Source organism: Pseudomonas sp. Y5-11 (assembly GCF_022368695.1).
GTDB lineage: Bacteria > Pseudomonadota > Gammaproteobacteria > Pseudomonadales > Pseudomonadaceae > Aquipseudomonas > Aquipseudomonas parakoreensis.
Genome location: NZ_CP058974.1, coordinates 2,373,264 through 2,398,675 on the forward strand (window position 1 = coordinate 2,373,264; position 25,412 = coordinate 2,398,675).

Consider the following 25,412-nt stretch of genomic DNA (forward strand, 5'->3'; position numbering starts at 1 on the left):
GTGTGACAGTGAAGTCTGGATGGATTGGCTGGGTGGCCCTGAGTGGGTGGTTGATGGCGGGGCAGGTGTTGGCCGAGTGCACGCCGCCAGCGGTGACAGGACAGTGGGATTTTTCGGTCTGTAAGGATTGGCCTGTCGATCCGCCCCTGACGATCAATGCGATAGCAAAGTTCAAACCGGATCCGGTGTATGCCCATGGCGACAGAATTGGCGCTTACGATCTGGATTTATCCGTGTCGTCAGCCGATAACTCGAAACCGCTCGCTACCTATCATCGACCGTCCGCATTCCAGACTGACGCCTTCGCGCTGGAGAGCCTGGAATTGGACACGGCGCGCTACAAACTCACTTCTGACATTCGTGCCTTTGGCGTCCGGGCAATTTTCAAAGGCTCCTCGCGCGTCAATCCACTGGATGAAACCGAGCTCTCGCTCTATGTGAAAGAGGGCGGCAAACTGCGTCCGGTACTGGATCGGATGCTGGTTTACCGCTTCAGCGGCGAATGGGATGGCAATTGCGCAGGCGAACGTGCGACCACTGTCAGCACGATCGAAATAGGTAAAACCAGCTCTCACGGATTTGCTGACCTGATCGTGAAATCGGTCACCACTGGCGTGAGTGGCGAGGGCGCGCCGGACAATTGCGAAATGAAGACCTCGAACAATAAACCGGTGCTGACCACTCTGCACTACGACGGAAAATCCTACGTTTTGCCCAACGGTTTCCAAGGCCTGTAACCCGTCAGCCATACACAACAGCTATCAAGGAAGAACCATGCTCAACCCCACCAGACTCCTGCTCGCCCTCGGTTTGCTGGCCATCACCACCCAGGCCCACGCCGCCTGCACCACCAAGAGTTTCGACGGCAAATCCATGTCGCGTTGCAACGTCTGGCCGGCGTTTCCGAGTCAGGCGATTTCGGTCAAATCCACCTACCTCGCCGACTCCGGTGGCGACGATGCCGGGGCGTTCGATCTGGAGCTGGCGCTCCTCAACGCGAGCAACGCCAAACCCATCGCCACTTACCATAAACCGGGCGCGTACAACTCCGATGCCGTGCGTCTGGAGGATGTACGCATCGATACGGCGCGCTACCGTTTGACCCCGGACGTCCGGGCTTTTGGGCTGCGCGCGAAATTCGCGCACAGTTCCCACGCTGTTCCCTACGAAAAAACCGATCTGGCGCTGTATGTGCGTGAGGGCGACGAGTTACGTCCGGTGCTTGAAGGCCTGGTGGTCTCCAAGAACAACGGTGAGTTCGTGAATGATTGCGAGGGCTACACCAAAAAAGTCCGTCGGACGCTCGAAATCGCTCCAACGAGCCACAATGGTTTCGCCGATCTGATCGTCACCACCAGCGGCAGCAAAATGAAAAATACCCGGTCCGGCAGTCAGTGCGTTTCGACAAACACCGAGTTGAAGAGAAAGCAGATCACCCTGACGTACGATGGCCAGCAGTACAACGTCCCTGAAGACCTCAGAGGTTACTGACCCATGCTCACCGGTTTCAACCACCTGACCCTCGCTGTCAACGATTTGCCCCGCAGCCTGACGTTCTATCGCGATGTGCTGGGCCTGCGCGTCGAAGCCACGTGGGACACCGGTGCCTATCTGTCGCTGCCGGGGTTGTGGGTGTGTCTGTCGCTGGACGCACAGCGCAGCAGCGAGCCGTCCGTCGACTACACCCATTACGCATTCAGTCTGGCCGAGGCGGATTTTTCGTCGTTCGTGCAGAAGCTAAAAGTGGCGAACGTCCAGGAATGGCGCGACAATCGCAGCGAAGGTGCGTCGTTCTACTTCCTTGATCCTGATGGCCACAAGCTCGAAGCGCACGTCGGCGATCTCGCCTCGCGACTGGCAGCCTGTCGGCGCAAACCGTACTCGGGCATGCGTTTTTACGACGCGTCGTGATCAGGTGGCACAGGCTGATATAGACTGGCCATCATTTGGACTGGCGTCAGCAGGTTTTTCATGACTCCATCGCTGCTAATGGCCGTTCTGGCCTCGGGTTTCATTTACGGCATCACGCCTGGGCCGGGCGTGCTGGCGGTGTTCGGCATTGGCGCGGCGCATGGGCGACGGGCCGGAGCCGGGTTTCTTTGTGGGCACCTGCTTGGCGATGTGGTCTGGTGCAGCACCGCGCTGATCGCCATCGTCGGCGCCCGGGAAATCGGCAGCACTGCCTTTGACGTGCTCGGCGTACTCAGCGGCTTGTACCTGTTCTGGCTTGGCTGGCGCGCAGTGCGCGCCCAGCGGCGCAGCGATGATCAGCCGCAGGGCGCTGCGCGTCAGCCGTTCTGGCACGGAATCCTGTTTGGTTTGACCAATCCCAAGGCCTACCCGGTGGCGGTGGCGACGTTTACCGCGTTGCTGTCGAGTCGTGCCGAACTGCTCAACTGGTCGATGCTGCCGGCACTGATCGCCCTGAGCTTTCTTGGCGGTTTGCTGGCCTACGCTATTCTGATCGGCGTGGTTGGCGCCCGCCGCGTACGCACGCTGTATCAGCGCCACGAGCTGATGATCACGCGTTTATGTGGCGTGATGTTCATCGGTTTTGCCATAAACGCACTGGTGCACGCACTACCGGGATTGCTGCCGAACAAGGCTTGAAATTGTGTGCAGGGATGCTTGATCAAGGGCAAGGATGGTTGAACAGTGCTGCATTGTCCGGACACCCACGCTGAACCATGGAAAGCCGAAACTCCGCGCCGTTGGCGAGCTATATGGACCTGTTGCTGGATGCCGTCTGCGCGGTGGACAGGCAGGGCCGTTTCGTTTTTGTCAGTGCCGCCTGCGAGCGCATTTTCGGTTATACGCCTGACGAGTTGATCGGCCGGCCGATGATCGAACTGGTGCATCCGGCGGACCGCCAGCGCACCTTGGCCGCCGCCCACGACATCATGAGCGGCGAACCCAAGCACAACTTTGAAAACCGTTACGTGCGCAAGGATGGCCGCATCGTCAACATCCTCTGGTCGGCGCGCTGGTCGGAGGTCGATCAACTGCGCATCGCCGTGGCCCGCGACATCACCGAGCGCAAGCAGGCGGAATCGCGTCAGGCTGCGCTGTATGCGATTTCCGAAGCGGCGCATGTCGCCGAAGATTTGCTGGCGCTGTTCAAACGCATTCACTTGATCATCGGCGAATGGCTGCCGGCGCTGAATTTTTCCGTAGCGCTGTACGACGAGCACTGTGCGCAGCTGAATTTCCCCTATCACGTTGATGATCACGAATTGCAGCCCGAGCAACCGGGCACCGTCACCGGGCGTTTGTGTGCCCAAGTCATCCGCAGCGGTCAGCCGATTCTGCTGACGCCGGACAGCCCCGACGCCTCATCCGATTTCGCGGCGCTGGTGGCGGGGCAGGATTCACCGTGCTGGCTCGGTGTGCCGCTGAATTCGAAAAACGGCACCATCGGTGCGTTGATCGTCAAAAGCCTGCCCGGCGGCGAACGTTACACCGAACAGGACAAGGAACTGCTGCAATACGTCTGCGCCCAGGTCGCCACCGCCATCGAGCGCCAGCAACTGTACGCGCGGCTCAAGCGCATGGCGCAGTACGATCAATTGACCCAGTTGCCCAATCGCGGATTACTCAAAGACCGTCTCAAGGCTGCACTGGCCGGCGCCCGGGACGCGTCGGGAAACATGGCGCTGCTGTACGTCGATCTGGATCGCTTCAAACAGGTCAACGACACCTTTGGCCACGCGGTCGGCGACATGCTGCTGCAAACGGTGGCGAGTCGACTCAAGGGCTGCGTGCGCGATACCGATACCGTGGCGCGCATTGGTGGCGACGAATTCGTGGTGCTGCTGCACAGTATCCACGCCGCTGAAGACGCCGACAGCGTGGCCGAGAAAATCCGCCAGGTGCTCGTGCAACCCATGCGTCTGGACGGTCACAACCTGCATATCGAGCCAAGCATCGGCGTGGCCCGTTATCCCGAACATGGCAGCGAGGAGCAGCAACTGTTCCGGCATGCCGACCAGGCGATGTACACCGCCAAACGCCTCAATCATCGGCTGGTTGATATCTGAACCGGTGCGCGCCGTTCGTCGTGGCGCGGGCAACTTTTCTAAACCTTTGGCAGCCTGGCAATTCTCAATCTAGGCGGGCACCTGCTCGCCAACGATCAACACCAAGAGGAAGAGAATCATGCCTAATTCAAGAAACTCCAACTCGGGAAACTTCGCCAACGATCGAACGAAGGCCTCTGAAGCCGGTCGCAAAGGTGGGAAAACCACCACCACGACAGTCGACAAAGAGCCTGCGAAAGCCGAAATGGGCCGCAAGCCAGCTCAGAAGTCGAAGTAGTCGGCGAGGTTGTTTTGATTGAGAGGCGGGGGCGCAAGCCCCCGCTTGAATTTGCAAAGATAGGAGGGCGCGACCATGAGCCGGATGGCCACCCAGATACGTCACTTAAGTGTTGCCACCCTGTTGGGTTTGTTCGCTGGCACGGCATTCGCCCAGTCGCCTGCCGACTTCATCAACGATGCGTCTGCCAAAGGCATGGCCGACATCGAAGCCAGCCGCCTGGCGCACCAGAAATCCGAATCCAAAGAGGTCAAGGATTACACCATCGTGGTGATCAATGACCGCACCACGGCCAATCAGCATCTGGCGAAGATCGCCAAGAAACTCGATTTGCCGGTCGCACCCCGTGAAGAAATAGCCGATAAGGCCAAGAGCATGATCCCGCAGGTCAAGGACGGTGAAACCTTCGACCAGGCCTACGCCGCCAGTCAGGTGAAAGCGACCGAAGAGGCCATCCAGCAGATCCAGCAGGAAGCGCAGTCGACCGACGTGCCGGAAATCAAGGCCTTTGCCGACGAGACACTGCCAAAACTGCAAAGCCATCTGCAAATGGCCCGGGCGCTGCAAGCCAGCCGCTGATACCGCCTGTAAAGCCAATGATCGCAGCCTGCGGCAGCTCCTGCATAGAACGGTGCAGGAGCTGTCGCAGGCTGCGATCTTTTGCTTTTTTAACAGTATTTAGCAGTCATTCAAATCCTGCTTCGGCTTGCTCTTCTCCCCCAGACCCTCAAGATCGAACACCTCGCTTTCCCCCAGGCTGCGGTAATGCTTGCGCAGCGCCTCGAGTTGTTTGAGATCCAGCGATTCCAACCCGAGCATTGCGTTCTGCGCCTCCTTGTTCACCCGCAATAACTCATCAAGCTTCAGATGCAGGATGTCGGTATCACGGTTCTGCGTGTTCTGGATCAGGAACACCATCAGAAAGGTGATGATCGTGGTCGAGGTGTTGATGATCAGTTGCCAGGTGTCATTGAAATCAAAAATCGGCCCGCTCAACCCCCACAGAAAAATCAGGATCAACGCGCCCATGAACGTTTTCGGGCTACCGGCCCAGAGAGCCAGGGTCTGGGAGATTTTGGCGAATTTCATTGCGGTGTTCCTTATTGTGAGAGCATGAAATTCAGACACCCGGGATGCGATGAAAATTCTACTTACAATTGAAACCTGCCAATCATTGCGAGCAACCAGACACTCTTGGCAATAGGCCTCCCTGGAACTGTCCGCAGCACTGCCTGTATGGTGACGAACCGCTGGAATGTCCCGACAGGAGAACGCAATGAGTTGGTCCGCCAGACAATACGTCGCTTTTGAAGATGAACGCACCCGCCCGGCCCGAGACCTGCTGGCGGCGATTCCCACGGATCAGGCGCGATCGGTGGTCGATATCGGTTGTGGCCCGGGTAACTCCACCGAGTTGCTGGTGCAGCGTTTTGCGCAGGCGCAGGTCCGGGGGCTGGACAGCTCAGCGGACATGATTGACGCGGCGCGCAAGCGCTTGCCTGACGTGCAGTTCGAAGTCACGGAAATCGATAGCTGGGCGGATCAAGGGCCGTTCGATGTGATCTTCGCCAATGCCGTGCTGCAATGGGTGCCGGATCACGCGACGTTGCTGCCGGCGTTGGCGGGTAAGCTGTCGGACGGAGGCAGTCTGGCGATCCAGATGCCGGACAACCTCAACGAGCCTTCCCATCGGCTGATGCGCGAAGTCGCCGCCAATGGCCCATGGGCCACCAAACTGGCTGGCGCCGCCGGGCAGCGCACCGAGATGGCGAGTGCCAGCGATTACTTCTCGATGTTGCGTCCGCACTGTTCGCGGGTAGATGTGTGGCGCACCACCTATCACCATCAACTCGCAGACGGCGCGGCGGGTGTGGTGGAGTGGTTCAAGGGCAGTGGTTTGATTCCGTTCTTGAACCCGCTGACTGAAGAGGAGCGGGCGCAATACCTGCAGCAGTATCTGGCGGCGGTGGCCAAGACTTATCCGGCGTTGCCGGATGGCTCGGTACTGTTGCCGTTTCCGCGGTTGTTTATCGTCGCGACTCGCTGAAGCCAGCCTTCAGCCGCCTGTAGTGAGGGGATTTATCCCCGATGGACTGCGCAGCAGGCCCTTTAAGCGGGTGCTGCGCACCCATCGGGGATAAATCCCCTCGCCACATATTGTTTGTTCAGATCAGATCAGCGCTGCACCGCCACCAGCATCATCATCGGCCGCTCCCGCTCTTCCGCCAGCGCCGGTTGCGCCGCCACCTGCGCATCGCTCGGCCCCCATTCGTTGACATGGCGAATGGCAAAGCCCGCCGCGATCAACGCATTCAACAGCGTGCCCATCGTGCGGTGCTGCTTGATTACCCCTTCGGCCAGCCAGTGGGTCACCCGCTCGCCTTCCATCTGATAGCTGTCCAGCGGCCAGCGCTTGTGGCCATCGCTGTCGACCAGCCAGCCTGGATTACGCGGCGCCATGAAGATCGGATGCTCGATGGAGAACACAAAATGCGAACCCGGTTTCAGCGCCGCGTACAGATGAGCGAACAGCCCTGGCAGATCCTTGATGTAGTGCAGTGCCAGCGAACTGTAGGCCAGATCGAAACGGCAGACCGGCAGGTCGAGATGCTCAAGGTCGGCGCGCTCATAGCGGATGTTCGCCGCCGCAGTGGTTTCGCGCGCGCGCTCGAGCATCTTTTCCGAGACATCCAGCCCCAGTACATGGGCGGCGCCGTGCTCACTGGCCCAACGACTGAACCAGCCATAGCCGCAGCCGAGGTCGACCACATGCAAATCGTGCATTGATGGCAACAACGCCTTGAGCGCCGGCCACTCCGGTGCGGCATCGAGGCCGCCGATGGAGCGGTTCATCTGGCTGTAACCCTGGAAAAAATCAGGATCGTCGTAAATATTTTGCGTCATGGGGAAATACTCTTTTGAGTTCGGTCATCAGCGGCACAGGGGGCCGCGCCATGGAGTCCCTCGAAAGTCAAAACGCGTATTCGTCGATGGCCGCGCAGGGAGGGTGGTGGGTGATGGGGAAATGCTAGCGGAGGGCCGGATTTGTATTCAACCTTGCTGCAAGACCTTCAACGCTGCCGAGGCCAGAAACCCCGAACGACTTTTTTCTTCCGGGTGATGAAGCACATATTCATCAATGCGGTTGAGCAGATAGCCGGGCAGTGTGATGTTGAGTTTCTGCGCCTTGCCCAGGTATTTGGTAACGTCGATATCAACCACAGCCCAGGCACAACCGGCGTACTGCGGATTCGCTACGTGCACGCCAAGCTTGCTGGCTGGCGGGATCGGCGCACCGTCCTCTGCCAGAATTTCGAAATGACCCTCAATGGCTTCGCGAGCCATCGCGACGGCATCATCCAGATCATCCCCGGCAGAAAAACAGCCGGGAATATCCGGCACTTCCACTCCCCAGGCATGTTCTTCATCACCTATTGAAATTGCGATCGGGTAAAGCATGTTCGTGGACCTCCTGGACGCTGTCGGTGGCGTGAGTCAAAGCAGCGCCTGTTTCAAAATGCTGATGGCCGTTTTTTTAAGCAGATCCTTCTTTGGATGCGGCACCGTCACCAGACCAGGTTTGATGGGATGTTTGAAGTGATGATGACTGCCCTTGACCCGCACCAGATACCAACCGTCTGCGACGAGTTGACCGATTAAAAAGCGGCTATTCACAACACCTCCTTGTGGTGTGCTTGGTGGGTACTATAACTACTGATTTTTTTTGATCAACACTATAACCACCGAGCGGTCATCGTCATTTAATTGGCTCGCTGGCAAGGTCCAGTCTAGGCTGGGGCTTCGCGTTGGAATGATGGGTGTGTTGTAGGCCTTTACGGGGCAACGCGGACAAATCCTGGACACAAAAAAACCGGCCTTGTAGGCCGGTTTTTTCTGTTCCTGCATCCCCCGTCATAACCACGACGTGAGACCTGATTGAGTGGAGCGGGTAGAGGGAATCGAACCCTCAACTAAAGCTTGGGAAGCTTTCGTTTTGCCACTAAACTATACCCGCTCAGAGCGGCTGACTTTGTACCAGAGTCGGGCGCGAATTTGAAGTTTTTCTTTTCCTCGCAGCGCGTTACAGCATTGAAAACGGTCATTCGCGGGCAAATCTGCAGGGCCATCGATACTGGTTTTTCAGCCCCACAGACCCGCTCGCGACGACACTTTTTCAAATGGCCAGTGCATGGTGATCCTGAACGAACGCATAACGCGTTCGGCTCGTCTGCTGTGACGGTTTCAGGAAGCCGAGCAGGGCGTTCTGGCTATCGCGGCACGCAGCTTTGTGTTCCATGTCGAGGAAGTGGCCGGTGGCCTGCAGCGTGGTGAAGGTGCTGTACGCCACGTGGTTGCCGAACAGTCGGGCGTCTTCGGCGGCGGTGTATTCATCCCATTCGCCGTTGAGGAACAGCACCGGCACGTTGATTTTCTTCGCTGCGTTCAGATAGCACTGACGATCACTGTGCAACACGTCGTTGATGTGAAAGTGCATCTGCCCGTATTCGTGCTCGGCCAGGCTGCTGACGTGGCGATAGTTGAAGCGCTTGAACAGTGACGGCAGGTGTTTGCCAATCGTGTTGTTGACCAGGTGCCCGACCCGATCACCATCGCGCTGGCCGAGGTAGTCGACACCGCGCTCCAGGTAATCAAGCATGTGTGCGTTGATCACTGGCGAGAACGAGCTGATCACGGCTTTTTCGATGCGCCGGGGCTGATGGGCGAGGGCGACCATGGTCGCGGCGCCGCCCCAGGAAAACGACAGCACGTGTTCGGCACCGAAATGATCGATCAGCTCCAGCAGGATCTGCCCTTCGACTTCCTTGGTCAGATGTTTCTCGTGACGGTTGTGGATTTTCGACCTGCCCGCGTAGGGCTGGTCATAGCAAACCACGTTGAATTGCGGGTGCAGATTTTTCACGGTTTGAGCAAACGACGCAGTCGTGGCCATCGAGCCGTTGACCAAAATGATGGTCTTTTCTGCGGCGTCTGCGCGATAGAACTCCGTGTAAACCCGATACTGACCCTGTATATCCAGCACAGCGATTTCTGGCCTCATGTCATAAGACTCCTGGCAAGCAAGCGGGTATGCGCGCAAATAGAGATTGCACGAGCTTTGTGACAGGTAGGCATACGCCTGGAATTTGCTTGGCCCATGTCGATCCATGACTGCGGTCGACGGGTGTTGTTATTGGCGGGCAGTCTGCCGGCTGAGGCGCAACCCGGAGGGCTGACGACCGGCAAAAAGTTTCTTGGATGTATGTTGTGACTCGTCGGTCACAATTTGGCCGACGTCCTGATTCAAGCAGTGGGATGGGGATCGCGCAAGTGCCGTTGGTAAATTGTTCGACAACTTCTGCTGAGCGGTCGCCGGCTTAGAACAAATGAATCTCTTCGGTGCGCAAAGCGCGGTACTCGCCCGGTTTTAGCGCGTGATCCAGCACCAGCGGGCCCATGGATTCGCGGTGCAGGCGCAGCACTTTGTTGTTGAAGTGACCGAACATGCGCTTCACCTGATGGTAGCGACCTTCGACGATGCTCAGCCGCGCAGCTCGTGGGCCGAGCACTTCCAGCTGCGCCGGTTGGGTGGTCAAGTCTTCGAAGGCGAAATAGACCCCCTCGGCGAACTTGATCGCATATCCCGGGCCGATTTCCTGTTCGGTCTCGACGTAATAGGCCTTTGGCAGTTTGGTCTGTGGCTGGGTCAGACGCCGTGACCAGCTGCCATCGTTGGTGATCAGCATCAGCCCGGTGGTGTTGAAGTCCAGACGCCCGGCGATATGCAGGTCGTCCTTGTCCGGTTCATGGATCAGATCGAGCACGGTCGGGTGCTGCGGATCGCGGGTCGCACTGACGCAGCCAGGCGGTTTGTGCAGCATGAAGTAGCGCGCCGGTTTACCGCTTTGCAGCACTTCGTTGTCGACTTCGACGCGACTGAATTCCAGGACTTCGCTGTGGGGATCGCTGACGACTTTTCCGTCAATGCGCACGCGCTTTTCCACCAGCAACAGGCGAACCTGCTTGCGGTTGAAGCGGGGCAGGTTACTGAGGAAACGGTCGACGCGCATGGTCAGAAATCGGCAGGTAGCGGGGCACGCATCTTACGGGATCGACGGCTTGGCCGCTTGCAGTTGCGCCTCGACCTGGGCGCAACGCGGGCACAGGCAGGACTTGTCACGCAGCTCCGGCGGCAGCGCTTCAAGGACTGCCGGATCGATGGATACGCCGTAGCACCAGCAGGCGCGGTCGGCGGTGCGCGGGTCGGCCAGGGTGCAGTCGTTGCGCGCGCCGCAGGCCGGGCAGAGGTCGGGTTTGGTGTCGGAATCAGGCATAAGTCGGATGAGGCATTTCCACGCAGGTGCGGTTACGGCCGGTTTGCTTGGCCCGTTACATCGCATGATCGGCCCGGGACGGTAGCCTGTGCAAGCTCGCAGGCCAGCTATGGGAGCAAGCCTGTTACCACAGAGGATTTTCAGTGTGACTGACGCCGCTGATCTGAAGTCTTTCCACGACCGGCACTTGCCCCGGACCTGACAGTCAAAACTGTGTCGGCTGCGCTGTCTTGCTGCGGCCGCTGGTCTTTCAGGAGGCCGTCATGGGTACTTCAAAACTGTTGCGCCGGGTGCTGCTGGGAGCGGTGCTCGGCCTGGGTCTGTCCGGTTGTTATTACTACGCCGGGCCTTACGACACTTATCCCGCCACTTACTACTACCCCGGCTATTATTCGCCGTATTACTACGGCGGATATTACGGCCCGCGTTACTACGGCGGTGCTCATTATTACTACGGCGGCTACGGCTATCGCGGTGGTTATGGACGCGGTTACCACGGCGGCGGCTATCACGGTGGGCACCACTGATCGGTGGCTGAATGAAAGCGTTTTCCAAATGAACAGGATTTCATCAATCACATGTTTCAACTTGTTACGAAAGCGCACCAGATTCGGAAAACGCTGTCAGATATTGCGTCAGTCACTGAATAAACGACTGATGCCTGCCAGCGTCGCTGGTGCGGCTACCCGCGGTCCAGGAGGCCGCCATGTATCGACGAATTCTTCTACTTGCTGCGATGATGTTTTCCGTTGCCGGTTGCGCTCCTTACTCCTACGCAGACAGTTACTACAGCTCGGAGGTCTACACGTCACCCGCTCCCGCGTACTACAACACTGGCGGCACGTATTACAGCGGTGGCAGCACGTATTACTCGGCACCGCGCTACTACCAGGCGGCCCCGCGTTACTACCAGCCAGCGCCACGTTACTACTCGGCGCCGCGCTACTACCAGCCAGCGCCACGCTACTACGAAAGCCGTCGCTGGCACGACAATGATCGTGGCCGTTGGGACGGTCACCGTGGTGGTTGGGATCGTGACCGTGGTGGACGCGATCATCACGGTAACCGCGGCGATCACGGCGGGCGAGGCGGTCGCTGGTAATCATCCGCAAACAAAAAAGCGGCGCATTGAGCGCCGCTTTTTTGTGCCTGCGATTTGCCGGGCCGTCAGTAAACCGTCAAATCCGCCAACGGATGCCGACCTTCCCACACCTTGTGAAAATGCGCCTCGACCACCGCATCCGGCACATTGTTGATATCCGGCCAATGCCAGTGCGGTTTCTGATCCTTGTCGATCAATCGCGCCCGCACCCCTTCGCTGAACTCCGGATGCCGGCAGCAATTGAGGCTCAGGGTGTATTCCATCTGAAAGACTTCAGCCAGTGACAGGTAGCGGGCGCGGAGGATCTGTTCCCAGACCAGATGTGCGGTCAGCGGCGAGCCTTCGCTCAGGGTTTTCGCGGCGCGGGCGATCAGCGGGTCGTTGCTGTCGCGTTGCAGGCTGATGGCTTTCCAGGCGCAGGTGACGTCGCTGACGTCGAGCAGTTCGTCGATCTGCTGGCGGCGCGGCAACCACTGCGCCTCGGGCATTTGCCCGACGGCTTCCTGTTGCAGGGCCTTGAAAAGACTGTTGAGTTGCATGTCGGTCTGTTCCTGCCAGTTGAGTTGCAGCAGGCCTTCGATCAGTTGCGGTTGCTGCTCTTCAAGCAGAAAGCGGTCGGCCAGATCCAGATCGATCGCATCCCGCCCGTTCATGTGCGCACCGGTCAAACCGAGGAACAGCCCGAGCTTGCCCGGCAACCGGGAGAGAAACCAACTGGCCCCGACGTCCGGATACAGTCCGATGGTGATCTCCGGCATTGCCAGGCGACTGCTCGGCGTGACGATCCGCGTGCTGGCACCTTGCAACAGGCCCATGCCGCCGCCGAGCACGTAACCGTGGCCCCAGCAGATCAGCGGTTTGGGGTAGGTATGCAGGCTGTAGTCCAGGCGATATTCGGCGGCGAAAAACTGCGCGGCCAGTGGCGGGACTTCGCCGGGATGGGCGCGGCAGGCTTCCACCAGGCTGCGCACTTCGCCGCCGGCGCAGAATGCCTTGGCGCCGTTACCGCGCAGCAGCACGCAGACGATTTGTGGATCCTTGGCCCAGGCGTTCAGCTTGTCGCTCAGGGCGTTGATCATCGGCAAGGACAGCGCGTTGAGCGACTTTTCAGCATCCAGGCTGGCGATACCGAGGCGGGCGCCGTCAGTGCCGGTGAGTTCTTCGAAGTGCAGATTCATCGTGACCTCGATCGGGAATTTGAACGATCAGTATGATCGCTGTGCGGGAAAGTGCCGGATCTGTGTCAGATCAATTGACAAGCGTGGTCGGCTTTCCTAGGGTTCGCCCCATTGTTTTTGCCGGGTATGACCATGACTGCTGACGACCGTATCAAACTCGAACCAAGCTGGAAGGAGGCACTGCGTGCTGAATTCGACCAGCCTTACATGGCAGAGTTGCGCAATTTTCTGCAGCAGGAGCGGGCGGCCGGCAAGGAAATCTATCCGCCGGGGCCGCTGATTTTCAACGCGCTGAATTCGACGCCGCTGGATAAGGTCAAAGTGGTGATCCTCGGCCAGGACCCGTACCACGGCCCGGGCCAGGCCCATGGCTTGTGCTTCTCGGTGCAGCCGGGCGTGCCGGCGCCGCCATCGCTGGTCAACATCTACAAGGAGTTGAAACGCGACCTGAACATCGACATCCCCAATCACGGTTACCTGCAGAGCTGGGCCGATCAGGGCGTGTTGATGCTCAACACCACCATGACCGTCGAGCGCGCCAATGCCAACGCGCACAAGGACAAAGGCTGGCAGTTCTTCACCGACCGGATCATTGAGGTGGTCAGCGAACGCCAGCCGCATCTGGTGTTCATGCTGTGGGGCGCGCATGCGCAGAGCAAACAGAAGCTGATTGATGCGACCAAGCACCTGGTGCTGACCTCGGTGCACCCGTCGCCGTTGTCGGCATATCGTGGCTTCCTGGGCTGCGGGCATTTCAGCCGGACCAACAAGTTTCTTGAGCAGAATGGCGAAGCGCCGATCGAGTGGCGGTTGCCGCCGGTTTGATCGGTTGACCGGGCTGGCCCTATCGCTGGCAAGCCAGCTCCCACAAGGTTTCAGGGGTGTACACACGATTTGTGGCAACCACAATCCTGTGGGAGCTGGCTCGCCAGCGATGAAGTCGACTCGGTGTTACTCGGGATTACGATTCCAATACTTGAACAACGGCTCCGCCAGAAACAGCACAAACAACAGTCGCATCACTTGCATCGCCGTCACCAGCGGCACCGACAGTTGCAGGGTTTCCGCCGTCAGACTCATTTCGGCAATGCCGCCGGGCATCATGCCCAACGTCAGCGAACGCAGATCCAGATGGGTCAGTGCACTCAAGCCCAGTGCCGCCAGGGTGGCGATCAACATGGTCAACGCCGTGCCGATCAACGTACGCCCCATGAATGACGGCGCGCGCCGGAAGAACTGTCGATTGAAGTGACAGCCCAGCCCGCTGCCGATCAGCCACTGGCCGATCTGGCTGCCTCCGTCCGGCAGGCCAATGTGCAAATCCCAGGTAATGCTCACCGTGGCACTGACCAGCAACGGGCCGAACAGCCACGGATTGGGTTGACGCAAACGCTGCCAGAGCCAGGCGAGCAGGGCGCCTGTGGGAAACAGAATCGCCAGCCAGCGCCAATCGACGCTGCCGGCGTGGGAAATCGGCGTGCCTTCGCCCAGCAGATATTTGAACGCCGCCGGAACACACAACACCACCGCCAGCACCCGCAGACTCTGCCCGGCCGCGACATGGCTGAGCAGCGCACCGTTGCGCGCGCCGAGATTGACCATCTCCCCGGAGCCGCCGGGCATGCTCGAGAAAAACGCCGTGGCGCGATCTTCGCCGGTGCGGCGCATCAGCCACACGCCGACCACCGCCGAGAGACTGGTGACCAGCGCACCGAAGAAAATCAGACCGAAGTGACTGAGCACCTGCTCCATCACCAGCGGGGTGAAGTGCAGGCCGATGCCGATGCCGACAATCCATTGCCCGCATTTGCGCCCGCCGGGGATTTCCGTAAGTTGCCACGGGGTCAGGCAGCGCACCAGGATGATCGCCAGCAACGAGCCGACCATCCACGGTAGCGGCCAGCCGATCTGGCTGGCGATAAAACCGCCAAGCAGACCGACCAGCGGGGTAGCCCACCAGCTTCTGAGGGACGAACGATCAGACATCGGCGATGGTGCGTTGCGCTGCCGCACGTTTGCGCCAGATGCGGATGATCGGCATCAGCAGCATGATCCCAGTCAGTACCCAGACGCCGAGCGTGATCGGGCTCGACCAGAGGATTTCCAGCGCACCGTTGGAGATCGACAGGGCGCGACGCAGGTTCTGCTCCATCAGTTCGCCAAGGATGAAGCCCAGCAACAGCGGCGACAGCGGGAAATCCAGCTTGCGCAGGATGTAGCCGAAGATGCCGATACCGATCATCAGGAACAGGTCGAACGTGGTGGCATGCACGGCATACACGCCAATCCCGGTAATGATGGCGATGACGGGCACCAACGCCCAGTTCGGCACGGCGAGGATACGGGTGAAGATGCGGATCATCGGGATGTTGAGGATCACCAGCATGACGTTGGCGATGAACAACGAAGCGATCAGGCCCCAGACGATGTCCGGTTGCTGTTGGAACAGCAGCGGCCCCGGAGTGATGTTGTACAGCGACAGGGCGCCGATCATCACCGCCGTGGTGCCCGAACCGGGAACGCCGAGGGTCAGCATTGGCACCAGAGCACCGCAGGCGGCACCGCCAATGGCGGTTTCCGGCGCGGCGAGGCCACGGGCATCACCCTCACCGAACTTGCCGCTGGCGCCGGCGATGCGTTTCTCGGTCATGTAGGCCACGGCACTGGCGAGGGTCGCGCCTGCACCCGGCAACACGCCCATGATGAAACCCAGCACGCCGCAGCGGACGTTGACCACGAATACCGAAGCCGCTTCCTTGAAGTTGAACATCATCCGGCCGGTGGCTTTCACCGCTTCCTGGCCGTGGTGGGTTTTTTCCAGCAGCAGGAGAATTTCGCTGATGGAAAACAGGCCCAGCACCAGCACTACGAACTGAATGCCGTCGGTCAGGTGAATGTTGTCGCCAGTGAAACGGTACACACCGCTGTTGGCGTCGATGCCCACGGTCGACAGGAACAGGCCGATCAGCGCCGCGATAAACGTCTTCAGCGGACGATCACCGGCCATGCCGCCAAGGCAGACAATCGCGAACACCATCAGTACGAAGTATTCCGCCGGGCCGAAAGCAATCGCCCATTTCGCCAGCAGCGGGGCGAACAGCACCATGCCGCAGGTGGCAATGAATGCACCGATGAACGAACTCCATGCCGACAGCGACAGCGCCACACCGGCCAGACCTTTGCGGGCCATCGGGTAACCGTCGAGGGTGGTCATCACGGTGGAGGCTTCGCCTGGAATGTTCAGCAGGATCGAGCTGATCCGCCCGCCGTATTCGCAGCCCAGATACACCGCCGCCAACAGAATCAGCGCCGACTCCGGCGGCAGGCCAAGGGCGAATGCGATCGGGATCAGCAGTGCCACACCGTTGATCGGACCCAGGCCCGGCAACAGGCCGACAACAGTGCCGATCAGTGTGCCGCACAGCGCGGTCACCAGGTTGTAGGGGCTCAGCGCAACGCCAAAACCCTGACCCAAATAGCCAAGAGTATCCATATCAGTTCTCCAGAACGCTGAGCAGGCCAAGGGGCAGCGGAACGTCCATCAAACGGTCGAACAGCAGGTAAAGACCGATGGCCATCAGGCTGATGATCGCCACGCTGGGCAACCAGCGACCGCCGTACAGGCGTGCCATCGGGATGCCGGTGATGACGCTGGCGATGATGAAACCCAGCGATTCAAATGTGCCGGCGAACACCAACAGCAGGACGACGCAGATGCCGATCTTGATCAGGGTTTCGCGATCCAGCGGCGGTTCGTCCGCGCTGTGTTTGATGGGGGCCGGGCGGAACACCATGTACAGCAGCGCCAGGCCCATCAGGCCGAGCATCAGCAGGGGAAAGGCACGCGGGCCGACCGGTTCATAAGAAAAAGCCGCTTGATACGGCCACGCCATCAGCGCCAGGCCGACGCAGGCCAGCAATAGCACCGAGGCGAAAATGCGTTGTAAGAGCATGGGAAACTCCTGTGCCGAGGCCTCGATGCGCGAGGCCACAGCCGCTAGACAGAGACGATCACTGAATCAGGCCGAACTCTTTGGCCAGCACCTTGTAGTCCGCCACCTGCTTCTTCACGTAGGTGTCCAGCTCCGGGCCGGTCATGGCGAACGGGAACAGTTCACGCTGATCGCGCAGCTTGGCGAAATCGTCCGAGGCCAGCAGTTTGTCGAAGGCGTCTTTCCACCAGGCGTAGTCTTCGTCGCTAACTTTTGGCCCGAGGTAGAAACCGCGAACCACTGGCCAGACGATGTCGTAACCCTGCTCGCGGGCGGTCGGGATGTCTTTCATTTCCGGCTCGTCGAGGCGTTTGTCGGCAAATACTGCCAACAGGCGCATGTCACCGCTCTGGATGTGCGGCATGGAGTCGGAAATGTCGGTGCTGCCGACCTGGATGTGCCCGCCAAGCAGCGCGGTGGCAATTTCGCCGCCACCTTCGAGGGCGACGTAACGCAGGTCACGCGGGTTGATCCCGGCAGCCTTGGCGATCAGGGCGGTTTGCATCCAGTCCTGGCTGCCGACGGTGCCGCCGGAACCAATGACCACCGAGCTCGGATCTTTCTTCAAGGCTTTGACGAGATCGTCGAGGGTCTTGTAGGGAGAGTCGCTTTTCACCGCGATGGCGCCGTAGCTGGTGCCGACGGCCGCGAGCCAGCGCACATTGGTTTCATCGAAACGGCCGAACTTGCCTTGCGCCAGGTTCAGCAGCGAACCGCTGGACCACGCCACCAGCGTGCCCGCATCGGCCGGGCGCTGAGCGACGACCGCGTTGTACGCCACCGCGCCGACACCGCCGGGCATGTAGGTCACACGCATCGGCTTGGTCAGCAGTTTTTCATTGACCAGCGCGCTCTGCGCCAGTTTGCAGGTCAGGTCGAAACCGCCGCCGGGGGAGGCCGGGGCGATGCATTCCGGGCGCTTCGGTTCGGCCATCAGTTGGCCGGCGAACAGCATGACGCCAGCGGCCAGAGCAACTTTACGCAGTGATAAGTTCATTGGTTTCTCCACGGTCTTCTTGTTGTAGGGCTTTTTGCAGGAGCTGCCGCAGGCTGCGATCTTTTGATCTTCCAACCCGCAGCATTTCAATCAATTACCAAAGGGCAACGCTATAGCTCACCAGCAGACGCACTTCATCGGCATCGCGAGCGGAGTAGTTGGAACGGTAGGTGGCATTACGCAGGCGTACGGCAACGTCCTTCAAGGCGCCGCTTTGTACTACATATTTGATCTCGGTGTTGCGCTCCCACTCTTTGCCTTCATCGCCATTCTTGAGCTTGATGTTGTCACCGCTCAGGTAACGGCTCATGAACGACAGGCCGGGGATGCCGAGGCGCGCAAAGTCGAAGTCGTAACGCGCCTGCCAGGAGCGTTCCTCGGCGCCGGCGAAGTCGTTGATCTGCACGAAGTTGACCAGATACGGGTCGCTGCCATCGACATACGGGAAGGCGCTGTCGCCGGACATGTGCTGATAACCGGCGGTGAACTTGTGGCCGCTCAGGGCATAGCTGACCAGGCCATTGAGCGAGCGGTTGTCGATCTCGCCACCACGGGCCGCGCCCTGATCGTCACTGACCGCAAAACGCAGGTCGGTGGCGAATGTGCCCGGGCCCATCGGCCGCGAGGCGACCAGCCCGAAGAAATGCTGGTTGTAGACTTCGTCAAGTTGGGCGAAATGATAGCTGCCGGTGATCTTGTCGGTGAACTTGTAGTCCACGCCGGCAAAGTCGAAATGCTTGCCGGCCACGGTGCCAGCGAAACGGCTGTTCTTGTTGTTGAGGGCAATGTCCTCGAAATCGGTGCTGTCGCGATCCTTGGCTTTCTCCAGACGCCCGCCGGTGAAGGTCAGGTTCTTGATCTCTTTGGAGGTCAGTAAACCGCCTTCAAAGGTCTGCGGCAGGATGCGCCCGTCGTTCGGTTTGAGGATCGGCAATTCAGGCATCAGGCTGCCGATTTTCAGTTCGGTGGCGGAGATTTTCACTTTGCCGGTCAGGCCGACCTTGGAATATTCGTCAGCGGCGCGCCCGTCATCGTGGGTCGGCAACAGGCCGGTGCCGGTGCGATCCGGGCTCGAATCAAGTTTGACCCCCAACATGCCCAGCGCATCGACACCGAACCCCACGGTGCCGTCGGTGTAACCCGATTGCAGGTTGAGCATGAAACCCTGGGCCCATTCATCCCGCTTGCTTTGCTGGGCGCTGGTGCCGTCGCGAAAGTCACGGTTGAAGTACATGTTGCGGGTTTCGAAGGTGGCGGAACTGTCTTTGATGAAGTCGGCGTAGCTCAGCGGTGAAAAACCGGCGAGGGCGGCGGCACTGGCGAGGGCGGTGTGGCTGAAACGCAAAGGGCGAGCGGGCGTGAAAGCCTTGGTCTGCAAGGACGGCATGCGCGGTGTACTCCGTTTATTGTTCTTATTGGTCGAAAACGCTTCGTGGCGTTTTTCGTAGCGCTGTGTGGCAGCAGCGACGGCAGTCGAAACTGTCCGTGACCGGACTCTAACGGCCTAACCTTTCGCTAACCTTTCAGCTGGATTTCGCGGTTTTCGGGCTTCACAGTGGCGGTTGCGGCTGTAAACTCCGCGGCAAAGAATGGCGTCGGCCATCCCTGAATGAGGTAAGGATCCATGCGTGTTCTGCTCGTCGAAGACCATTTGCAGCTGGCCGAAAGCGTCGCCCAGGCGCTCAAGAGCACCGGTCTGACCGTGGACGTGTTGCACGATGGCGTGGCCGCCGACCTGGCGCTGGGCAGCGAGGAATACGCGATGGCGATCCTCGATGTCGGCCTGCCGCGCATGGACGGGTTCGAGGTGCTGGCGCGCCTGCGCGCACGCGGCAAGAACCTGCCGGTGCTGATGCTGACGGCGCGCAGCGACGTGAAGGACCGCGTACACGGCTTGAATCTCGGCGCTGACGATTACCTCGCCAAACCGTTCGAACTGAGCGAACTCGAAGCGCGGGTCAAAGCCCTGCTGCGACGCAGTGTGCTCGGCGGCGAACGCCAGCAGCGTTGCGGCGTGCTGGCCTACGATCTCGACACCCGACGTTTCAGCCTCGGCGAAGAATTGCTGACCCTGACCTCTCGCGAACAGGCTGTGCTCGAAGCATTGATCGCCCGCCCGGGACGGGTGATGAGCAAGGAGCAACTCGCCGCGCAGGTGTTCGGGCTCGACGAAGAAGCCAGCCCCGACGCCATCGAAATCTACGTGCATCGCTTGCGCAAGAAACTCGACGGCCAGCCTGTGGCGATCGTGACTTTCCGTGGCCTCGGTTACCTGCTGGAAAGCCGCGATGCATAAGCCCAGCAGCCTGCGCTGGCGGTTGCTGTGGAACCTCGCGTTGTTGCTGGTGGTATTGATGCTCGCCAGTGGTTTGAGCGCGTACTGGAACGGACGCGAAGCTGCCGACACGGCTTACGACCGAACCCTGCTGGCCTCGGCACGAACCATCGCCGCCGGCCTCTCGCAACGCGACGGTACGCTCAGCGCCGATGTGCCCTACGTGGCCCTCGATACTTTCGCCTACGACAGTGCCGGGCGGATCTATTACCAGGTCAACGACATCCACCAGAAGCTGATTTCCGGCTACGAAAACCTGCCCGGGCCGCCACCTGGTACGCCAAGAACCGACGATTACCCGGCGCTCGCGCGCTTCTACAACGCGACCTATCGCGGGCAGAACGTGCGCGTGGTCAGCCTGCTCAAAGCGGTCACCGAACCGAACATGAACGGCATGGCGGAAATCCGCGTCGCCGAAACCGATGAGGCGCGCGTCGCCATGGCGCGCAGTCTGGCGGCCGATACGCTGTTGCGTCTGGGCATGCTCGCGATCGGCGCATTGTTGCTGGTGTGGTTCGCGGTGAGTGCTGCGCTGCGCCCGCTGGAACGTCTGCGCACGGCGGTGGAGGAGCGCCAGCCCGATGATTTGCGGCCGCTGCCGCTGGTGGAGGTGCAACATGAATTGTGGCCGCTGGTGCGCGCGCTCAATCACTTCACCGAGCGCCTGCGTGGGCAGTTCGAGCGGCAGGCGCAGTTCATCGCCGATGCCGCTCACGAACTACGCACGCCACTGGCAGCATTGAAGGCACGGCTGGAGTTGGGGCTGCGTTCCAGCGAACCGGAAACCTGGCGCACGACCCTGGAGTCATCGGCGCAAAGCACTGATCGCCTGACCCATCTGGCCAATCAACTGCTGTCGCTGGCACGGGTGGAAAACGGTGCCCGGGCGATTGCCGAGGGCGGCGCGCAATTATTGGATCTGAGTCAGTTGGCCCGCGAACTGGGCATGGCCATGGCGCCTCTGGCCCACGCGCGCGGCGTCGCACTGGCGCTGGAGGCGGATGAACCGGTATGGCTGCGCGGCGAGCCGACGTTGCTCAATGAACTGTTGAGCAATCTGGTGGACAACGCCCTGGCGCATACGCCACCGGGCGGCAACGTGATTCTGCGGGTCGCGGCACCGGCGGTGCTTGAGGTTGAAGATGACGGGCCGGGGATTCCGCTGGAGGAGCGTGATCGGGTGTTTGAACGCTTCTACCGGCGCAATCAACAGGTGGCGGGTTCAGGGTTGGGGCTGGCGATTGTCGGAGAAATCTGCCGGGCGCATCTGGCGCAGATCACCTTGCATGATGGCGAGCAGGCCGGTTTGAAGGTTCGGGTGAGTTTTATTGCCGGATAGCAGCCGAGATGGCTTTTGTGGCGAGGGAGCTTGCTCCCGCTCGGCTGCGCAGCAGTTGTGATCCCTGAGTGCAAGGTTTGCCTGGTGAAGGGAGGCCGCCTGGTTTTGGGGCTGCTTCGCAGCCCAGCGGGAGCAAGCTCCCTCGCCACAGGTCAGTAAAACATCGTCCGCGACTCTTCCAGATCTGCACACAATTGCTTGTTCTCCGGATCGATCCCAAGCTTTCTGNTCAGTAAAACATCGTCCGCGACTCTTCCAGATCTGCACACAATTGCTTGTTCTCCGGATCGATCCCAAGCTTTCTGAATGCCGGCACACTGAGTGGGTCAATCCGTGAAATCGGATGATCGCTGTCCTTGTGGCAATACAGGCTCGCCACCTGCACCAGATCGACGTAATCGATCTGTGCCGAGTCGCGCTTGAAATCCAGATACAGCCCAGGCAGCTCCACCAATTGCTCGGGAAATTCCCAGACCCGCAACAGCTTGTCGCCCAGCAGCGGGTGAATGTGGTCGATCACATGATTGAGACTGACCGGATCTGACAGCAGTTCGTAGTGATCTTCGGCGTAAGTCAGGATCGGCAGCACGCCGATCTGATGCACCAGTCCGCCCAGCGCTGCCTGATCAGGTTTGAGTTGGGTGTGGCGGCGGCACAGGGCGTAGCTGACGCCGGCGATTTCCAGGCTCTTGCGCCAGACTTCGCGCATCTTCTGTTCGACCACGTCGGAGCGGGCGTGGAAGATCTGTTCCATCACCAGCCCGATCGCCAGGTTGCTGCTGTAGTTCACCCCCAGCCGGGTGATCGCGGTGTGCAGGTCGGTGACTTCCTGGGTCGCACGCAGCAACGGGCTGTTGACCACTTTGATCAGGCGCGCCGACAGTGCCGTGTCGCGGCCAATGACTTTGCTCAGATCGCTGACGCTGATCTCCGGATCTTCGGCGGCCTTGCGAATTTGCAGGGCCACTTCCGGTAACGTTGGCAGAACCAGGTCATCGTTATCGATGGCCTCAACCAAATCCTGTTGGACCTTATCCGCCAGCTCGCTCATGTAGATTCTCTAGGGTGTTGCAACAAAAGCTGCGATCAGCGCTGGATTTCGCGGTCGCGATCCAGTTCGTAGGGCAGGTCGAGCAGATGCAGCGCTGGGCCTTCGAGGGCACCCAGGTGCAGATCACCCGCTTCGGCAGCTTCGGCCTGCAACACCGCCAGCAGTTCAATCTTTTCTGCGGCGCGGGCGGCAATCACCACTTCGCCGATGGCGCTGCTGTGGCTTGGGGCGAACAGCGGGGTACCCGGCTCAGGCAGTTCGCTCGCGTCCAGTTGCATGCGATAGAGGCGACGCTTGAGCTTGCCCAGGTACTGCATGCGCGCGACGATTTCCTGTCCGGTGTAGCAACCTTTCTTGAAACTCACGCCGCCGACGGCCTGCAGGTTGAGCATCTGCGGGATGAACAGCTCGCGGGTGGACGGCATGACCTGACCGATACCGGCGCGAATCTGCCCCAGCAGCCATTGGTTCAACTCGCCTTCCGGCAGGGCGGCGACGAGTTTGGCCTTGATGGCATTGGCTTGATCGGCCGGTGTCCAGAGCTCGGCGCGATCCGCCGAGACGCGAATCGCGATCAGGCCTGCGTTGCGCACCACGGCATCGGTCTCGCGCGGCAGTTCCAGCCCCAGGCTGGCCAATGCGGCGTCGCCGTGCTCCAGGCCGAAACGCACCCAGGCGGCGCTTTCGTCGGTCAACTTGGACTTGGAGAATACGGCGTACTTTTTCAGATCTGCCAGTTGCGGCTCCAGCAGTTCGCTGGCCATCGCCAGCAGCACACCGTCACCTTCGAGCAGAATGCGGAAGCTCGACTGCATCCGGCCTTTTTGCGTGCAGCGTGCGCCAAGGCTGGCCTGGCTGTCGCTGAGGTAATTGATGTTGCAGGTCAACTGGCCTTGCAGGAATTTGCCGGCATCCGCGCCGCGAACCGCGAGTACGCCTTCATGAGACAGGGTGCAGAAAAAAGCAGAATCGGCCATGGTTCATCGCAGGTAAAAAAGTCTGGGGCACATCATAAGGGCGCGTTGTTGAAATGGGTAGTTGATAAAGGATCGGTGGTGCCCGACCAAAGCCGACTGTGCGACCTGCGCCGGGGCTGTATACTGCGCGCCTATTTGAGGAGGGCTCCATGGTCGAACAAGTTGAACTCAATCGCCTCTTCTGGCACAGCCGCCGCGGCATGCTGGAACTTGACGTGCTGCTGGTGCCGTTCGTGCAGGAGGTCTATCCGCACCTCAACCAGGTCGATCGCGACTTGTATGTCCGACTGCTGACCTGTGAAGACCAGGACATGTTCGGCTGGTTCATGGAGCGCAGCGAATCCGAAGACCCGGAACTGCAGCGCATGGTCCGGATGATCCTGGACCGTGTTCAGCCCAAGTAACACCTTCGAATGCCGCTGGCATGCCTCACGGCAGTTGCTGGCGGCGTATCTGTTGGCCCAGGCGTTCGCTGTGGGTGTGTTGTTTCTCCTGTCGATTCCACTCTGGGCCAGTCTGCTCGGAGCTTTCGCCTGTGTGCTGCACGCCGCATGGGTATTGCCACGGCAGATACTGCTGAAGCATCCGCAGGCCTTTTGCCGATTGCGCCGCGACGCCGATGGCTGGCAGTTGTGGAATCAGGCGGGGGGCTGGCAAGCGGTGCAGTTGCGCCCGGACAGCCTGGCGTTGCCGTTGATCGTGGTGTTGCGCTTTCGTCTGCGGGGGGAGCAGCGAGTGCGCTCGATCTGCGTACCGCGAGACTCGCAGGCAGCGGATGTGCACCGACGCCTGCGAGTTCGGCTCAAATTCAGCCGGCGTAGGTGGGCGGCACCAGAATAGTGTCGAGCGCCTCGGGCAGCAGGTTCGGATAGTCGAGTGTGTAATGCAGGCCGCGACTTTCCTTGCGCTCCATGGCTGAGCAGATCATCAGCTCGGCGACTTGCGCCAGATTACGCAACTCGATCAGGTCGCGGCTGACCTTATAGTTGCTGTAGAACTCGACCCTGTGAGGCTAAACCCAATGGATACAGGGGTTTCAGCCGATGACCGTCAACCACCGCTCCCAAAGTGGGACAAACCTGTTACAAACTGCGCTCGCCAAGCCATACCACTATCGCCGGTCTGGTCGCTATTACCTTCGCCTTCGCCCGCAAGGAACCGTTAAGGGCTTCTTCACGCTGTCACTCAGGACCACCGACAAGGCCACCGCAATGACCATCTCAGACGACATCCTTTCGACCCTCAAGGCCTACCACTTGGACAACCCAGAGGCGTCATGGGATGAACTGCGCGCGCGCCTGACTGACTTCGCTGAGTACAACTTGACGATGGCACACGGTGACAGCTCACTGGTCGCTTACGAGATGATCAACGATGAGCATCACTTGGCGTTGCGTAAGGCGTCCGCAACGTTGCCTCTGAGTGTGAATCAGCAGCGGGCAGTCAGTAAGGCCCTTGAGATCCTTGAGGCCTCTCAGGAGCGTATGCGGGGCCGTTCAGGGAAGCTGGTCGAGATCGTTAAGGACCTCAACGATGAACCTTGTGGCACGCCTGAAGCCCTCTTTCTCTCCCAATCTGTAAATGCTTCTCCGGGTCTGACCTTTAAGTCTCTCTCTGCGCTCTACATGGAGGAACGCAAGGACTGAACGAGCCCCATGAAAGACAGGACACCGTTTCCCCCTTACGATAAGGGATAGGCAAACGGTTATGTTTATGACTAATAGCAACGACAAGAGTGGGGAGCTTTTGGGCCAAGAGCGGCGGCGCCGCTGGAGCCCGGAGCAAAAACTGGCCA

The 25,412-nt window shown here is 59.9% G+C and carries 31 protein-coding genes, 1 tRNA gene and 1 pseudogene; 16 read left to right on the top strand and 17 right to left on the bottom strand.

From position 1 onward, the window contains the following. Positions 1-2: 2 nt before the first annotated feature. The 7 genes from HXW87_RS10575 to HXW87_RS10605 all read left to right on the top strand — a co-directional run bounded on the left by HXW87_RS10575 (position 3) and on the right by HXW87_RS10605 (position 4,893). Positions 3-737 carry a hypothetical protein gene (locus HXW87_RS10575; RefSeq protein ID WP_239778883.1) on the top strand — a complete coding sequence of 245 codons (735 nt, stop codon included), beginning with the start codon at positions 3-5 and terminating at the stop codon, positions 735-737. A gap of 37 nt (positions 738-774) precedes the next feature. Continuing rightward, the gene (locus HXW87_RS10580) at positions 775-1,491 is read left to right on the top strand and encodes a hypothetical protein (protein ID WP_239778884.1); all 717 of its coding nucleotides are present in this window, start codon (positions 775-777) and stop codon (positions 1,489-1,491) included. Positions 1,492-1,494: 3 nt separating this feature from the next. Next, entirely contained in the window at positions 1,495-1,911 is a 417-nt protein-coding gene (gene fos / locus HXW87_RS10585) for a fosfomycin resistance glutathione transferase (protein WP_239778885.1), read from the top strand. Positions 1,912-1,971: 60 nt separating this feature from the next. Next, positions 1,972-2,610 (top strand): LysE family translocator, encoded by a 639-nt coding sequence (locus HXW87_RS10590; RefSeq protein WP_086792039.1) that lies wholly within the window; start codon positions 1,972-1,974, stop codon positions 2,608-2,610. 77 nt (positions 2,611-2,687) lie between these two features. Beyond that, a complete protein-coding gene (locus HXW87_RS10595; RefSeq protein ID WP_239778886.1) occupies positions 2,688-4,037 on the top strand; it encodes a sensor domain-containing diguanylate cyclase in 1,350 nt (449 codons plus the stop codon). A 118-nt stretch (positions 4,038-4,155) separates the two neighbouring features. Beyond that, a complete protein-coding gene (locus HXW87_RS10600) occupies positions 4,156-4,314 on the top strand; it encodes a KGG domain-containing protein (RefSeq protein ID WP_080963245.1) in 159 nt (52 codons plus the stop codon). 75 nt (positions 4,315-4,389) lie between these two features. Then, positions 4,390-4,893: a DUF4142 domain-containing protein gene (locus HXW87_RS10605; protein ID WP_047292232.1), complete on the top strand. Its 504-nt coding sequence runs from the start codon at positions 4,390-4,392 to the stop codon at positions 4,891-4,893. Between the two features lie 99 nt (positions 4,894-4,992). Here HXW87_RS10605 and HXW87_RS10610 read toward each other — a convergent pair whose 3' ends face one another. After that, positions 4,993-5,403 carry a low affinity iron permease family protein gene (locus HXW87_RS10610; protein ID WP_027614440.1) on the bottom strand — a complete coding sequence of 137 codons (411 nt, stop codon included), beginning with the start codon at positions 5,401-5,403 and terminating at the stop codon, positions 4,993-4,995. Positions 5,404-5,590: 187 nt separating this feature from the next. Between HXW87_RS10610 and tam the strand changes: the two genes are divergently transcribed. Beyond that, positions 5,591-6,361: a trans-aconitate 2-methyltransferase gene (tam, locus tag HXW87_RS10615; RefSeq protein ID WP_239778887.1), complete on the top strand. Its 771-nt coding sequence runs from the start codon at positions 5,591-5,593 to the stop codon at positions 6,359-6,361. Positions 6,362-6,489: 128 nt separating this feature from the next. Here the strand turns inward: tam and HXW87_RS10620 are convergent, their stop codons facing one another. The 7 genes from HXW87_RS10620 to HXW87_RS10650 all read right to left on the bottom strand — a co-directional run bounded on the left by HXW87_RS10620 (position 6,490) and on the right by HXW87_RS10650 (position 10,646). Then, positions 6,490-7,218 (bottom strand): class I SAM-dependent methyltransferase, encoded by a 729-nt coding sequence (locus HXW87_RS10620; RefSeq protein WP_239778888.1) that lies wholly within the window; start codon positions 7,216-7,218, stop codon positions 6,490-6,492. A gap of 147 nt (positions 7,219-7,365) precedes the next feature. Beyond that, positions 7,366-7,773, bottom strand: a complete 408-nt coding sequence (locus HXW87_RS10625) for a type II toxin-antitoxin system HicB family antitoxin (protein ID WP_047292246.1) — start codon at positions 7,771-7,773, stop codon at positions 7,366-7,368. Between the two features lie 36 nt (positions 7,774-7,809). Next, positions 7,810-7,989: a type II toxin-antitoxin system HicA family toxin gene (locus HXW87_RS10630; RefSeq protein ID WP_007963251.1), complete on the bottom strand. Its 180-nt coding sequence runs from the start codon at positions 7,987-7,989 to the stop codon at positions 7,810-7,812. Between the two features lie 266 nt (positions 7,990-8,255). Next, a tRNA-Gly gene (locus HXW87_RS10635) sits at positions 8,256-8,329 on the bottom strand. A gap of 159 nt (positions 8,330-8,488) precedes the next feature. Further along, complete coding sequence (locus tag HXW87_RS10640) at positions 8,489-9,373, bottom strand: alpha/beta hydrolase (RefSeq protein ID WP_095667302.1); 885 nt, start codon at positions 9,371-9,373, stop codon at positions 8,489-8,491. A gap of 316 nt (positions 9,374-9,689) precedes the next feature. Further along, positions 9,690-10,382: a pseudouridine synthase gene (locus HXW87_RS10645; RefSeq protein ID WP_239778889.1), complete on the bottom strand. Its 693-nt coding sequence runs from the start codon at positions 10,380-10,382 to the stop codon at positions 9,690-9,692. Positions 10,383-10,415: 33 nt separating this feature from the next. Further along, positions 10,416-10,646, bottom strand: coding sequence for a cysteine-rich CWC family protein (locus HXW87_RS10650; RefSeq protein WP_047292254.1), 231 nt, complete (start codon positions 10,644-10,646; stop codon positions 10,416-10,418). A 263-nt stretch (positions 10,647-10,909) separates the two neighbouring features. Here HXW87_RS10650 and HXW87_RS10655 point away from each other — a divergent pair, with 263 nt between their 5' ends. Together HXW87_RS10655 and HXW87_RS10660 are read left to right on the top strand one after the other, a co-directional pair. Then, the gene (locus tag HXW87_RS10655) at positions 10,910-11,173 is read left to right on the top strand and encodes a hypothetical protein (protein WP_239778890.1); all 264 of its coding nucleotides are present in this window, start codon (positions 10,910-10,912) and stop codon (positions 11,171-11,173) included. A 179-nt stretch (positions 11,174-11,352) separates the two neighbouring features. Beyond that, positions 11,353-11,748, top strand: a complete 396-nt coding sequence (locus HXW87_RS10660; RefSeq protein WP_239778891.1) for a hypothetical protein — start codon at positions 11,353-11,355, stop codon at positions 11,746-11,748. 65 nt (positions 11,749-11,813) lie between these two features. Here HXW87_RS10660 and HXW87_RS10665 read toward each other — a convergent pair whose 3' ends face one another. After that, a complete protein-coding gene (locus HXW87_RS10665) occupies positions 11,814-12,926 on the bottom strand; it encodes an enoyl-CoA hydratase/isomerase family protein (RefSeq protein WP_239778892.1) in 1,113 nt (370 codons plus the stop codon). 132 nt (positions 12,927-13,058) lie between these two features. Between HXW87_RS10665 and ung the strand changes: the two genes are divergently transcribed. Further along, entirely contained in the window at positions 13,059-13,751 is a 693-nt protein-coding gene (ung, locus tag HXW87_RS10670; RefSeq protein ID WP_086792240.1) for a uracil-DNA glycosylase, read from the top strand. A gap of 126 nt (positions 13,752-13,877) precedes the next feature. Here ung and HXW87_RS10675 read toward each other — a convergent pair whose 3' ends face one another. From HXW87_RS10675 to HXW87_RS10695, 5 genes are all read right to left on the bottom strand, one after another. Continuing rightward, on the bottom strand, positions 13,878-14,912 hold the full coding sequence (locus tag HXW87_RS10675; protein WP_239778893.1) for an AbrB family transcriptional regulator: 1,035 nt from the start codon (positions 14,910-14,912) through the stop codon (positions 13,878-13,880). Beyond that, a complete protein-coding gene (locus tag HXW87_RS10680; RefSeq protein ID WP_047292269.1) occupies positions 14,905-16,419 on the bottom strand; it encodes a tripartite tricarboxylate transporter permease in 1,515 nt (504 codons plus the stop codon). Before HXW87_RS10680 ends, HXW87_RS10675 begins: the two co-directional genes overlap by 8 nt. Position 16,420: 1 nt before the next feature. Beyond that, complete coding sequence (locus HXW87_RS10685) at positions 16,421-16,879, bottom strand: tripartite tricarboxylate transporter TctB family protein (protein WP_041070398.1); 459 nt, start codon at positions 16,877-16,879, stop codon at positions 16,421-16,423. Positions 16,880-16,937: 58 nt separating this feature from the next. Beyond that, on the bottom strand, positions 16,938-17,915 hold the full coding sequence (locus HXW87_RS10690; protein WP_041070529.1) for a tripartite tricarboxylate transporter substrate binding protein: 978 nt from the start codon (positions 17,913-17,915) through the stop codon (positions 16,938-16,940). 94 nt (positions 17,916-18,009) lie between these two features. Next, complete coding sequence (locus HXW87_RS10695; RefSeq protein WP_121184187.1) at positions 18,010-19,302, bottom strand: OprD family porin; 1,293 nt, start codon at positions 19,300-19,302, stop codon at positions 18,010-18,012. A gap of 237 nt (positions 19,303-19,539) precedes the next feature. On the opposite strand from HXW87_RS10695, the gene HXW87_RS10700 reads away from it, so the two are divergent. After that, complete coding sequence (locus HXW87_RS10700) at positions 19,540-20,211, top strand: response regulator (protein WP_041070394.1); 672 nt, start codon at positions 19,540-19,542, stop codon at positions 20,209-20,211. After that, entirely contained in the window at positions 20,204-21,589 is a 1,386-nt protein-coding gene (locus HXW87_RS10705; RefSeq protein WP_086792025.1) for a sensor histidine kinase, read from the top strand. Before HXW87_RS10700 ends, HXW87_RS10705 begins: the two co-directional genes overlap by 8 nt. A 229-nt stretch (positions 21,590-21,818) precedes the next feature. On the opposite strand, the gene HXW87_RS10710 is transcribed toward HXW87_RS10705, so the two are convergent. Next, positions 21,819-22,640 carry an HDOD domain-containing protein gene (locus tag HXW87_RS10710; RefSeq protein ID WP_086792023.1) on the bottom strand — a complete coding sequence of 274 codons (822 nt, stop codon included), beginning with the start codon at positions 22,638-22,640 and terminating at the stop codon, positions 21,819-21,821. A gap of 35 nt (positions 22,641-22,675) precedes the next feature. After that, positions 22,676-23,617, bottom strand: a complete 942-nt coding sequence (locus tag HXW87_RS10715; protein ID WP_239778894.1) for a folate-binding protein YgfZ — start codon at positions 23,615-23,617, stop codon at positions 22,676-22,678. Positions 23,618-23,766: 149 nt separating this feature from the next. Between HXW87_RS10715 and HXW87_RS10720 the strand changes: the two genes are divergently transcribed. Next, complete coding sequence (locus HXW87_RS10720; protein ID WP_007963266.1) at positions 23,767-24,021, top strand: succinate dehydrogenase assembly factor 2; 255 nt, start codon at positions 23,767-23,769, stop codon at positions 24,019-24,021. Beyond that, positions 24,005-24,457 (top strand): protein YgfX, encoded by a 453-nt coding sequence (locus HXW87_RS10725; protein WP_239778895.1) that lies wholly within the window; start codon positions 24,005-24,007, stop codon positions 24,455-24,457. The genes HXW87_RS10720 and HXW87_RS10725 overlap by 17 nt, the downstream gene beginning before the upstream one ends. Here HXW87_RS10725 and HXW87_RS10730 read toward each other — a convergent pair. Further along, positions 24,426-24,617, bottom strand: a pseudogene (locus HXW87_RS10730) (L-aspartate oxidase); the annotation flags it as partial. The gene HXW87_RS10725 and the pseudogene HXW87_RS10730 sit on opposite strands and share 32 nt — an antisense overlap. Positions 24,618-24,660: 43 nt before the next feature. Here HXW87_RS10730 and HXW87_RS10735 point away from each other — a divergent pair. Beyond that, a complete protein-coding gene (locus HXW87_RS10735; protein ID WP_239778896.1) occupies positions 24,661-25,263 on the top strand; it encodes a hypothetical protein in 603 nt (200 codons plus the stop codon). Positions 25,264-25,412 lie beyond the last annotated feature (149 nt).

Excerpts from the sequence above, each read along its gene's own strand:
- HXW87_RS10655 (WP_239778890.1), top strand. The coding sequence starts at position 10,910 with ATGGGTACTTCAAAACTGTTGCGCCGGGTGCTGCTGGGAGCGGTGCTC.
- ung (WP_086792240.1), top strand. The coding sequence starts at position 13,059 with ATGACTGCTGACGACCGTATCAAACTCGAACCAAGCTGGAAGGAGGCA.
- HXW87_RS10610 (WP_027614440.1), bottom strand. The coding sequence starts at position 5,403 with ATGAAATTCGCCAAAATCTCCCAGACCCTGGCTCTCTGGGCCGGTAGC.
- HXW87_RS10685 (WP_041070398.1), bottom strand. The coding sequence starts at position 16,879 with ATGCTCTTACAACGCATTTTCGCCTCGGTGCTATTGCTGGCCTGCGTC.
- HXW87_RS10650 (WP_047292254.1), bottom strand. The coding sequence starts at position 10,646 with ATGCCTGATTCCGACACCAAACCCGACCTCTGCCCGGCCTGCGGCGCG.
- HXW87_RS10700 (WP_041070394.1), top strand. The coding sequence starts at position 19,540 with ATGCGTGTTCTGCTCGTCGAAGACCATTTGCAGCTGGCCGAAAGCGTC.
- HXW87_RS10660 (WP_239778891.1), top strand. The coding sequence starts at position 11,353 with ATGTATCGACGAATTCTTCTACTTGCTGCGATGATGTTTTCCGTTGCC.
- HXW87_RS10645 (WP_239778889.1), bottom strand. The coding sequence starts at position 10,382 with ATGCGCGTCGACCGTTTCCTCAGTAACCTGCCCCGCTTCAACCGCAAG.
- HXW87_RS10640 (WP_095667302.1), bottom strand. The coding sequence starts at position 9,373 with ATGAGGCCAGAAATCGCTGTGCTGGATATACAGGGTCAGTATCGGGTT.
- HXW87_RS10695 (WP_121184187.1), bottom strand. The coding sequence starts at position 19,302 with ATGCCGTCCTTGCAGACCAAGGCTTTCACGCCCGCTCGCCCTTTGCGT.
- HXW87_RS10605 (WP_047292232.1), top strand. The coding sequence starts at position 4,390 with ATGAGCCGGATGGCCACCCAGATACGTCACTTAAGTGTTGCCACCCTG.
- HXW87_RS10665 (WP_239778892.1), bottom strand. The coding sequence starts at position 12,926 with ATGAATCTGCACTTCGAAGAACTCACCGGCACTGACGGCGCCCGCCTC.
- HXW87_RS10690 (WP_041070529.1), bottom strand. The coding sequence starts at position 17,915 with ATGAACTTATCACTGCGTAAAGTTGCTCTGGCCGCTGGCGTCATGCTG.
- HXW87_RS10705 (WP_086792025.1), top strand. The coding sequence starts at position 20,204 with ATGCATAAGCCCAGCAGCCTGCGCTGGCGGTTGCTGTGGAACCTCGCG.
- HXW87_RS10590 (WP_086792039.1), top strand. The coding sequence starts at position 1,972 with ATGACTCCATCGCTGCTAATGGCCGTTCTGGCCTCGGGTTTCATTTAC.
- HXW87_RS10735 (WP_239778896.1), top strand. The coding sequence starts at position 24,661 with ATGACCGTCAACCACCGCTCCCAAAGTGGGACAAACCTGTTACAAACT.
- HXW87_RS10620 (WP_239778888.1), bottom strand. The coding sequence starts at position 7,218 with ATGACGCAAAATATTTACGACGATCCTGATTTTTTCCAGGGTTACAGC.
- HXW87_RS10600 (WP_080963245.1), top strand. The coding sequence starts at position 4,156 with ATGCCTAATTCAAGAAACTCCAACTCGGGAAACTTCGCCAACGATCGA.
- HXW87_RS10625 (WP_047292246.1), bottom strand. The coding sequence starts at position 7,773 with ATGCTTTACCCGATCGCAATTTCAATAGGTGATGAAGAACATGCCTGG.
- HXW87_RS10715 (WP_239778894.1), bottom strand. The coding sequence starts at position 23,617 with ATGGCCGATTCTGCTTTTTTCTGCACCCTGTCTCATGAAGGCGTACTC.
- tam (WP_239778887.1), top strand. The coding sequence starts at position 5,591 with ATGAGTTGGTCCGCCAGACAATACGTCGCTTTTGAAGATGAACGCACC.
- HXW87_RS10595 (WP_239778886.1), top strand. The coding sequence starts at position 2,688 with ATGGAAAGCCGAAACTCCGCGCCGTTGGCGAGCTATATGGACCTGTTG.
- HXW87_RS10680 (WP_047292269.1), bottom strand. The coding sequence starts at position 16,419 with ATGGATACTCTTGGCTATTTGGGTCAGGGTTTTGGCGTTGCGCTGAGC.
- HXW87_RS10720 (WP_007963266.1), top strand. The coding sequence starts at position 23,767 with ATGGTCGAACAAGTTGAACTCAATCGCCTCTTCTGGCACAGCCGCCGC.
- HXW87_RS10675 (WP_239778893.1), bottom strand. The coding sequence starts at position 14,912 with ATGTCTGATCGTTCGTCCCTCAGAAGCTGGTGGGCTACCCCGCTGGTC.
- HXW87_RS10710 (WP_086792023.1), bottom strand. The coding sequence starts at position 22,640 with ATGAGCGAGCTGGCGGATAAGGTCCAACAGGATTTGGTTGAGGCCATC.
- fos (WP_239778885.1), top strand. The coding sequence starts at position 1,495 with ATGCTCACCGGTTTCAACCACCTGACCCTCGCTGTCAACGATTTGCCC.
- HXW87_RS10580 (WP_239778884.1), top strand. The coding sequence starts at position 775 with ATGCTCAACCCCACCAGACTCCTGCTCGCCCTCGGTTTGCTGGCCATC.